Origin of the sequence: Aphanothece hegewaldii CCALA 016 (assembly GCF_003007785.1) — a bacterium.
Lineage (GTDB): Bacteria > Cyanobacteriota > Cyanobacteriia > Cyanobacteriales > Microcystaceae > Chroococcus > Chroococcus hegewaldii.
Window position 1 is genome coordinate 45,868 of record NZ_PXOH01000029.1, and the last position, 9,012, is coordinate 54,879.

Consider the following 9,012-nt stretch of genomic DNA (forward strand, 5'->3'; position numbering starts at 1 on the left):
TTAGGCCTTGGTTTCCATTATGAATCGTCAGGTGATAGCAGTGCGAAAAATAATAAAATTAAAAAAAGTTGGGCAGGTAGCGATCTTGTTCGTTGTCATTTGTATGCTCATGCTTTAGCGACAATATGTATTGACAAAAAACCGGCTTTATCGGTCGTACAACAAAAACTTAAAAATGCTTGGCAAAATATAAGAGTTGATCCTCAAACTGGAGAACAATCACCATCGTTTAAATCATTGGGGAAAGATGGAATTTGTCGGCTGCTGTTTTATGAAACCCGGCTGCTGTATCAAGAACTGAGGAAAGCGGTAAGGTAGTATGAACAAACCCTAGTTGATTGACTAGGGTTTTAAAATAACAGATAATTTATTAGATAGAAATTTAGCCTTGATTTGCTTCTATATATGATGCAATCAACAATCGTTAGTAAATCGTCTTTATGAGAACTTCGCCATTTATTCCTCAATCCGCCTCCCCAGAAATAATTATTCAAAAATCAGCCGCGCAGTGGAAAGGTTTGATCGAAACCTATCGCTCTTATTTACCCGTTAGTGACACAACACCCGTTGTCACACTTCTAGAAGGAAATACACCTCTAATTCCAGTGCCTTATATTTCAGAACAAGTGGGAAGAGGGGTTAAAGTTTTTGTAAAATACGATGGCTTAAATCCAACCGGTAGCTTTAAAGATCGAGGCATGACGATGGCGATTTCTAAAGCGAAAGAATTGGGCGCACAAGCGGTAATCTGTGCTAGTACGGGGAATACCTCAGCCTCAGCCGCCGCCTATGCCAAACGCGCTGGAATGCGAGCATTTGTGATGATTCCCGATGGTTATGTGGCTTTAGGAAAGTTAGCTCAAGCTTTATTATATGGTGCAGAAGTGATCGCCATTGATGGTAATTTTGACGAAGCATTAAGAATTGTTCGTCAATTATCCGAAAATTATCCCGTAACTCTAGTCAATTCCGTTAATCCCTATCGACTTGAAGGACAAAAAACAGCAGCCTTTGAGGTAGTCGATGCCCTCGGAAATGCCCCCGACTGGTTATGTGTTCCAGTAGGGAATGCTGGTAATATTACTGCGTATTGGATGGGTTTTTGTGAGTATCATCAACAAAAATATTGCGATCGCCTACCGAAAATGATGGGTTTTCAAGCCGCCGGGAGTGCGCCTTTAGTAGCAGGTAAACCCATTCTCCATCCTGAAACACTCGCCACAGCCATTCGCATCGGAAATCCTGCTAACTGGGAAAAAGCGATCGCCGTAAAAGAAGCTAGTCTTGGTGCATTTAATTCTGTAACTGATGAAGATATTCTAGACGCTTATCAAATCTTAGCGGCTCATGAGGGAATATTTTGTGAGCCAGCAAGTGCGGCATCGGTGGCAGGACTTTTAAAATTAAAAGATGAAGTCCCCAGTCATGGTACAGTCGTTTGTGTATTGACTGGAAACGGTTTAAAAGATCCAGACAGTGCCATCAGAGTTTCTAATAATGCAGTTAAATCCGTTATACCTGATTTAGCGGTTGTGGCGGAACTGATGGGCTTTTAGAAACCTAAATCAGCTTTAGCGGCGATCGCGGCGGCGAAGACTTCTTCATCGGATAATTCTGACCAATCGATCGCGCCAATTTCAGCATAGAATTTTTGATCATAAGCTCGTGTCCGAATAACTACCGGCATCGGCACCGCATGACCCAAAACTAAGGCTTGTTGTTTAGAATCGAGTTTAGCTAAAACTGATCTTAAACTACCCGCACCCGATACCCCAGTAAAAATAGCCTCGATATCTTTTTCATCGTTGAGTAAACAGGTGATACGAGTTCCCACTTGGGACATCACCTCATTATCGATCCCAGAGGGACGCTGATCGACAATTAGGAGAGTAACAAAATATTTCCTCATTTCTCTTGCGATCGTGCCAAAAATGGTTTGATGCACAATCTTAGAATCTAAGAAACGATGAGCTTCTTCAATGGTAATCACTAACTGACGCGGACGATCTTCTATTTTTTTGGTTTGTAGGAAATATTCGGCTTTTTTGACATAATTCCCGTGAATACGACGTGTAATCATATTCGTTGCCAGCATATATGACAACATATTACTTTGTGAACCAAATTCGACAACAACGTGCTTACCTGCATCGAGTGACTTCAGAAGCTGATCGATATAATCATGAGCGCAAACCGTTTTTAGATATTTTAAACTATCCAAACGCATTAATTTACGCTGCAAAGACATAATAGAACCTGCATGACCTTGTTTTTCTTGGCAGAATTCTTTAATATCTTCATTATTCATCGTCAAAAGTTGGGTAATCCACGATGGCCCAAATTCCGCATACAAAATATTTGCATTATCTAAACTCGCTTCCGATATCCCTAATTCATGTCCAATCAGACGAATATCTTCAATTTCGATTTGATTATGACTTAAATATAGTTCTTGAGCATCTCTTACGCCTCGTCTTTTGGTAGAATCGGGATCGAGGGTATAGATTTCGACTTGTCCTGGGAACAGTTGTCTTAAACCTTTGACGGTTGAGACTTGTTTTCCTTCTTGCATCGCTTCCCAGCCATATTCTGAGTGCATATCAAACATCAGATTAACGGCGGCTTGTTTACGGATGATACCAGAAATCAGCAGACGAGTTAGAAAGGATTTTCCTGTACCTGATTTTCCAAAAACCCCGTTACTGCGTTCGACAAATCGATCTAAATTGATACAGATGGGAACATCCATATCTAAAGGTTGTCCGATAGCGAAATTCTTACGAGTTGGATCATCTTCCCATCCGAATACCATCCGAAAATCCCGTTCGCTTGCTTCAAAAACTTGGCTAAAATGGGCAGGAATGGTTTTAACGGGGAGTAATTCTACTTCTTCGCTACTTTGGGCTTCAAATGAGGCTAAATTGCTTTTTCCGTTGCCATTTTTTTCACCGTTTCCATTACCATTAAAAGGATTGTCGGATGTTGGCGTAAACATGAGCATCGGTGAGAGTTCAACTGTGCCAAAGGTTCCACTACCCGCTAAGACATCTCGCATGAAACTATCTTCAAAACTGGGGGGATTTGCTAGAATACGGGGGCTAGAAGTGCCTAAAGAAACATCGGTGAGGAGACAAAAGAAACGCGATCGCATTCCTTGAACGACTAAAAATTTACCGACTCGCATTTCTTCTACAGAAACATCGGGATGTAAACGGACTTCTAAACCTTCACTTAAAGAGCCTTGCGTAACTGATCCTAACGGTTGTTCGCTCATTATTGACTACTGTGATGTATCGGGTTATCCCTTATTCTGTCACCCTAAGAGCGATCGTTGCAATATTTTTCTTTAACGACACGCCATCACAGAAATGCGATAAGCGTTGTTATTATCCCTTTTAACTTTCAAGGAGAATCAAAGGGAATTGTTTTCTTAGAAAATTTTTTAGTTATTTTTTTGTATTATCAAATTCTCTTGACTTTGCGCTCAATCTTAGGGATGATTTTTTGCTGAGTCTATTTGTATATTTTGAACGTATTGTGAACTACTTTTTATACGCTCAAACTTAGTTATTCTTTACATAATTTTACACTAAAAAGTAAATTTTGATACAGATTTTTAGAAAAAAAAACAAAATGGATAAAAATAAAATTTCAATTGTACTCGGAGATATCACTAAACAAAATGTTGATGCGATCGTTAATGCGGCTAATTCTAGTTTACTCGGTGGTAGCGGTGTTGATGGGGCGATTCATCGTGCAGCAGGGCCAGAATTATTAGCAGAATGTTGCCGTTTAGGGGGTTGTAAAACGGGTGAAGCGAAAATTACTAAAGGATACAATTTACCCGCAAAATGGGTAATTCATACGGTAGGCCCTGTCTGGAATGGAGGAAATTACGGTGAGGCTGAGTTATTAGCGAGTTGTTATCGCAGTTGTTTAGCAATTTCTGCCGAAAAAAACTTAAAATCCCTCGCTTTTCCCGCTATTAGTACAGGAGTTTATAATTATCCGATGCTTGATGCGGCCAAAATTGCTGTCACAGAAGTCAGAAAATTTTTAGAAAAGAATTCTTCACTCTCTACAATTGTTTTTGTCTGTTTTAACGAGAAAATCTACGATATTTATAGACAAGCTATAGCAAATGTTTTCTAGAGAAGGCTATAATTAGATAGGTATTTATTCTTATTCGCTTTATGTAGTTTTATGTTGCAAAAATTGAATTTCTCTCCTAGCGTTTACCTATTCATTTGAAGGGCTTCGGCATGGGGATCAATAATTCTTAAGGATGAGGGTAACTCAATTTAGGTTTGTTAGACTACATTACATAGCGAAACTGAATTAAGAGTTAAGACTATCTGAAATTTATTACAAGAGGAGCCAATGTTAAAAAATATTATTTAATAAAAAATTAATGTTTGATTCCTATTGATTGATTCATAATGGGGATCAAAGAAAAAATAGTAAAAATACATTAATTCAATTTAGTACCTAACTTAAAAACGATAAATTAAAAATAGAGGTGAAAAAATGTCTAAGATACAAAAAATACGTTGTCCTAACTGTGGCAGTTTTGCGGAAAGAGAACATTTTCCCCATCACGAAATTACTCAGACTGCTTGTCCAGTATGTGATTACTTCATGACAAATTGTTCTAAAACAGGACGTGTGATCGAATTTTACGCATCCGCAGGACGTAGTGCAGCTTGCCGTTAGATCAAATCTAATTTTGTGGCCCGCAATTGTCCGCAGGCCGCATCGGCTTCTAAACCGCGAGAATAACGAACACTAACGGTAATATTTTGATTTTGTAAAACGTTTTTAAAAGCTTGGATACGTTGTTCATTCGGTCTTTGATAATCTGCCTCTTGAATGGGATTATAGGGGATTAGGTTTACATGAGACTGAAATCCTCTAATTTTTTGTGTCAGTTCTAAAGCCTGTTCGGGTAAATCATTGACTTGGGCGAGTAAAATATATTCAAATGTCACCCGTCTGCCCGTGATTTTTACATATTCTCGACAGTCGTTTAACAGCTTTTCTAACGGATAGTGTTTTGCACTGGGTATGAGTTGTTCGCGTAATTTTTGATTAGATGCGTGTAAACTAACTGCAAAAGTCACTTGTAACTCATAATCCGCTAATTGTAAGATCTTCTCAGGTAATCCTACCGTAGAAATAGTCAGGTTACGTTGTCCGATCCCCACATCTTGATTTAATGACTTAACCGAAGCAACAACATCAGGAAGATTGAGTAAAGGTTCACCCATTCCCATATAAACAACATTACTCACTCGTTGTTGAAAATCTTCTTGTACCGTGAGAACTTGATCGACAATTTCATAAGATTTAAGATTACGAGTAAAACCATCTTTCCCCGTCGCGCAAAAATCACACGCCATCGCACAACCTACCTGAGAGGAAACACACACCGTCAGACGCTTATCACTAGGGATACCAACGGTTTCGACTACTTTTCCATCGGCTAACTTTAGGAGATATTTTCGTGTTTTATCGGGTGCTATGCTACGATGAGCAATAGTCGATCGACCAATGGGATAATCTGCGACTATTTCACGCCACGACTTCGGAAATACCGAGATATCAGACAGCGATCGCGCTCCTTTTTCGTATAGCCATTGATGTAACTGTTTTCCTCGATATGCGGGTTGTCCTTGTTCTTGTACCCACTCAGTTAATTCATTGACAGATTTACCTAATAATGCAGTTGATGTCATTTGTCAAAAATAATAGTTTAAATAGATTCAGACCTTTTCTATTGTGGCATTAGAGACACTTTCTTTGTCGGCTGTACTTTAAGCTAGTTTGAAAGTAGTTGTAGTTGAAGCTTCACAGAACAATTCAAGAGAGAATGTATGATGGGCAACAATTCTATGATGAAACCCATTCAGACCAAACAACAAGTATTAGCAACTCTCTCATACAAAGGCTCAGTTTCACAATTGCCATTATCTCAAAAACTGCTTTCTGTTGAAGTTTTGCCAGAACCTAAAATGGTAAGGCGAATTGAAATGTCTTTCGTGATTTTTCTTCTCAAACCGTCTGTCACTGTTATCTTCTCGACAATAAAGGTTTGGGCATGATGGGAACTGTTTTAATTTCATCCTAATTTCATTTTTATCTGTGAAATTGAATTATAGTGGCTGAAATGGATAAATCATGCTGAATGCTATTGTCAAGATGAAACAATGGCGACAATCTTGGTATAGTCAACTATCCTAAATTATTTAAAGTTAATCATTTTTTATGCTTAAAAATAATCTCTCTAAGTCTGAGAGCGATGATAATTTTTGAGTCTCTTAAATTTATAAATTAGGCAAAATTAATTTTAGACAAAAATTAAAAGTTAGAGCCGCAAAATTTCATTTAGCCTGTGTACTATTGAGCATTGAGGAACACAACAATATCACTTAACTAAAACCTACTGTCTTTACAAAACAAGGAAAGATAGTGGGATTTTATCCATAAGTTAGTTATAGATTATTAAATTTAATAACGATGTTAAATTTCATCTTTATTTCATAATTATTAGCCAATCTAGTAATAGGAGGACTTTCATCAAAAACCTAATTTTAGTCGAGTTTTTGATTGTGCTTTAAAAAACTCAAAATGAATAAAACACTTATTGCCGCCGTCTTAACTATTTTCACTACGATATCAATATCTGCTGTTTATGCCGATAGTATTGGTCGTTCTAAGGTGATTCCCTCTGTTATAAATGCCAACCAGTTTCCGTCAAGAAAAGCTAGGTTTGCCAGACATACGATTCGGATTCATATCCCTCCAGAAAGTAGAGGTATTTCTGAATTGTCAATTGAAATTCCTGCAGGCGTAATTATAAAAAATGATATCACCGTACACAATAAATCGGGACAAAAGTTTGAAGTTAACAGTTCAATAAATGAGACAAGAGTTACCCTTGATTTTCCTGAAGGGTTTGTACCTCAAGAAATTTTAGAGATTGAGCTAAATAAGGTCATTCTTCCAAGGTTTTATCCAATTTGGCGTTATCGAGTTTATGCCAAATTAGAGGATAGTAATATTGAATTATCAATTGGGGTAGCAGAAGTCCGTACTCGTTTATAAAAAAGACAAAAAATAAATTATAATTTCATCTTAATTTAATTTTATTCTGTCAAAGTAATTAATAGATAAAGAAATAAAAACAATCATCAAATTAGGTAAGTGAACAATTATGAAAAAGCTATTTTTGACCAGTTTAGCAATGACCTTAGCTCTAGCATCTTTTGCTCCTTTTGTTCAAGCAAGGAATCCTCATAGTGATGCTCATCAGCCCTCAGCGCGGGTACAAGGTGCAAATCACCATTTTGAATATTTAGTTCAAAAAAATTCTTTGTCTGAACTTTTGATCCAGATGCCCGAGCAACTTAAAATTAGTCGAGGAATTAATATTCAAGATCAAACAGGTAAAACGCTAGATGCTAAAGTTTCTATTGATGGAGAACAAGCTCTGATCGTTTTCGCGCAGCCTGTTCCTCCTAACACAACAATATTAGTTAAGATGAGAGGTATTTTAACCCCTGGTTACCCTAAGACATGGCAATATAAACTTTATGGTAAGTTTGTTGGGAGCGAGCCAGAAATTCCTCTCGGATTAGCCAGAATTCAAACTTACGGTAACTAATAAATATTTTAAACTTGTGTATACTCCTAGGAGGGAACTTTCCTAGCAAGTCTGTGTAGATAATTCCATAAATTACAAAATGGGTAAATTTTATGAGGGTTTTATTAGTAGAAGATGAATCAGATTTAGGTGAGGCAATTAAACGAATTTTAATTCAGGAAAAGTATATCGTTGACTGGGTACAAAATGGTGACGAAGCTTGGTCTTATTTACAGAATAAATGGACTAACTATACCTTAGCTATTTTTGATTGGTTGCTACCTGGATTATCAGGGATTGAACTTTGTAGACGACTGAGGCAGCAAAATAGTTCACTATTAATTTTAATGCTGACGGCAAAAGATCAACTAGAGGATAAAGTAGAAGGATTAGATGCAGGTGCGGACGACTATTTAGTTAAACCTTTCCGTAGAGCCGAACTACTGGCAAGAATTAGAGCTTTGCAAAGACGATCGCCTCAACTCCAAGCCCAAAAATTGCAACTTGGTGGACTAATTCTCGACTATAGCACTCGTACTGTCTGTGTTCAAGCTGTTCGGGGACAACAAGTTATTCCTTTGACAACGAAAGAGTTTCAAATATTAGAATATCTGATGGAACATCCCAATCAAATCTTAACCAGCGAACAGATTCGGAATCAAATTTGGGAAATTGGAGCAGAACCCGTCAGTAACGTTGTAGCGGCTCAAATTCGCTTGTTACGACGTAAATTAGAATCACTCAACTGTGGTGATTTAATTGAAACTTTACATGGAGTTGGCTATCGTCTAAATGCCTATGCAACAAAACAGCTTATTCAATAAAACTCGATCTCGTCTGGCGTTCTGGTATGCCAGCGTTATGGGTATCATTTTAAGTCTATCAGGATTTGGGATGTATCGAGCGATCGCTCATGCTCACATGGTGGCACTCGATCGAGAAATCGCCTCAGTTGCAGGAACCATACATGATAGTCTAGAGCTTAAACTACAAAACATCGGACATATAGAACCAATTATTTACGATTTTTTACCCGATCTTTGTACTAGAGGAAATCCTTGTTTTAGGAATGTCACTTCTTTCTTAAAATCTGATAAAAACTGTCCAGTTGCTATGTATATAACAGCCTCACCAAATCGTCACATATTAAGCGTTGTTGGGCAAGGAAATTACTATTTACGTTTATTGGATATGAAAGGATGTTTAATAGCTTTTGTGGGAATGCCTCCAGAAGATGCTTCATTTCCCGTTATCAATCAATGGCAAATCATCAAAGATCAACAGGGGAACCGTTATCATCAGATCTCTTTTTCTCTACACACCAACCGTCAAGAAGACTGGGGTTACTTACAGTTAGGACGAAGTTTCAA

At 37.7% G+C, this 9,012-nt stretch carries 9 protein-coding genes and 1 pseudogene; 8 read left to right on the top strand and 2 right to left on the bottom strand.

Going from position 1 to position 9,012, the window contains the following annotated elements; translation table 11 throughout:
* Positions 1–440: 440 nt before the first annotated feature.
* The gene (gene thrC / locus C7H19_RS19860) at positions 441–1,556 is read left to right on the top strand and encodes a threonine synthase (RefSeq protein WP_106458661.1); all 1,116 of its coding nucleotides are present in this window, start codon (positions 441–443) and stop codon (positions 1,554–1,556) included.
* Here thrC and C7H19_RS19865 read toward each other — a convergent pair.
* Entirely contained in the window at positions 1,553–3,274 is a 1,722-nt protein-coding gene (locus tag C7H19_RS19865; protein ID WP_106458662.1) for a helicase HerA domain-containing protein, read from the bottom strand. The two genes, thrC and C7H19_RS19865, sit on opposite strands and share 4 nt — an antisense overlap.
* 359 nt (positions 3,275–3,633) lie before the next feature.
* Here C7H19_RS19865 and C7H19_RS19870 point away from each other — a divergent pair, with 359 nt between their 5' ends.
* Positions 3,634–4,152 carry an O-acetyl-ADP-ribose deacetylase gene (locus C7H19_RS19870; RefSeq protein ID WP_106458663.1) on the top strand — a complete coding sequence of 173 codons (519 nt, stop codon included), beginning with the start codon at positions 3,634–3,636 and terminating at the stop codon, positions 4,150–4,152.
* Positions 4,153–4,527: 375 nt separating this feature from the next.
* On the top strand, positions 4,528–4,713 hold the full coding sequence (locus C7H19_RS19875) for a replication restart DNA helicase PriA (RefSeq protein ID WP_106458664.1): 186 nt from the start codon (positions 4,528–4,530) through the stop codon (positions 4,711–4,713).
* Here C7H19_RS19875 and rlmN read toward each other — a convergent pair.
* Positions 4,710–5,735 carry a dual-specificity RNA methyltransferase RlmN gene (gene rlmN / locus C7H19_RS19880; protein ID WP_106458665.1) on the bottom strand — a complete coding sequence of 342 codons (1,026 nt, stop codon included), beginning with the start codon at positions 5,733–5,735 and terminating at the stop codon, positions 4,710–4,712. The two genes, C7H19_RS19875 and rlmN, sit on opposite strands and share 4 nt — an antisense overlap.
* A 156-nt stretch (positions 5,736–5,891) precedes the next feature.
* Here rlmN and C7H19_RS19885 point away from each other — a divergent pair, with 156 nt between their 5' ends.
* The 5 genes and pseudogenes from C7H19_RS19885 to C7H19_RS19905 form a co-directional block, all read left to right on the top strand.
* A complete protein-coding gene (locus C7H19_RS19885; RefSeq protein ID WP_146136559.1) occupies positions 5,892–6,101 on the top strand; it encodes a hypothetical protein in 210 nt (69 codons plus the stop codon).
* A gap of 526 nt (positions 6,102–6,627) precedes the next feature.
* The gene (locus C7H19_RS19890) at positions 6,628–7,104 is read left to right on the top strand and encodes a hypothetical protein (RefSeq protein ID WP_106458667.1); all 477 of its coding nucleotides are present in this window, start codon (positions 6,628–6,630) and stop codon (positions 7,102–7,104) included.
* A gap of 109 nt (positions 7,105–7,213) precedes the next feature.
* The gene (locus tag C7H19_RS19895) at positions 7,214–7,663 is read left to right on the top strand and encodes a DUF2808 domain-containing protein (protein ID WP_106458668.1); all 450 of its coding nucleotides are present in this window, start codon (positions 7,214–7,216) and stop codon (positions 7,661–7,663) included.
* Positions 7,664–7,755: 92 nt separating this feature from the next.
* A complete protein-coding gene (rppA, locus tag C7H19_RS19900; protein WP_106458669.1) occupies positions 7,756–8,466 on the top strand; it encodes a two-component system response regulator RppA in 711 nt (236 codons plus the stop codon).
* Positions 8,441–9,012 (top strand): annotated as a pseudogene (locus C7H19_RS19905) (two-component system sensor histidine kinase RppB); the annotation flags it as partial. The gene rppA and the pseudogene C7H19_RS19905, both read left to right, overlap by 26 nt.

Excerpts from the sequence above, each read along its gene's own strand:
- thrC (WP_106458661.1), top strand. The coding sequence starts at position 441 with ATGAGAACTTCGCCATTTATTCCTCAATCCGCCTCCCCAGAAATAATT.
- C7H19_RS19865 (WP_106458662.1), bottom strand. The coding sequence starts at position 3,274 with ATGAGCGAACAACCGTTAGGATCAGTTACGCAAGGCTCTTTAAGTGAA.
- C7H19_RS19870 (WP_106458663.1), top strand. The coding sequence starts at position 3,634 with ATGGATAAAAATAAAATTTCAATTGTACTCGGAGATATCACTAAACAA.
- C7H19_RS19875 (WP_106458664.1), top strand. The coding sequence starts at position 4,528 with ATGTCTAAGATACAAAAAATACGTTGTCCTAACTGTGGCAGTTTTGCG.
- rlmN (WP_106458665.1), bottom strand. The coding sequence starts at position 5,735 with ATGACATCAACTGCATTATTAGGTAAATCTGTCAATGAATTAACTGAG.
- C7H19_RS19885 (WP_146136559.1), top strand. The coding sequence starts at position 5,892 with ATGATGAAACCCATTCAGACCAAACAACAAGTATTAGCAACTCTCTCA.
- C7H19_RS19890 (WP_106458667.1), top strand. The coding sequence starts at position 6,628 with ATGAATAAAACACTTATTGCCGCCGTCTTAACTATTTTCACTACGATA.
- C7H19_RS19895 (WP_106458668.1), top strand. The coding sequence starts at position 7,214 with ATGAAAAAGCTATTTTTGACCAGTTTAGCAATGACCTTAGCTCTAGCA.
- rppA (WP_106458669.1), top strand. The coding sequence starts at position 7,756 with ATGAGGGTTTTATTAGTAGAAGATGAATCAGATTTAGGTGAGGCAATT.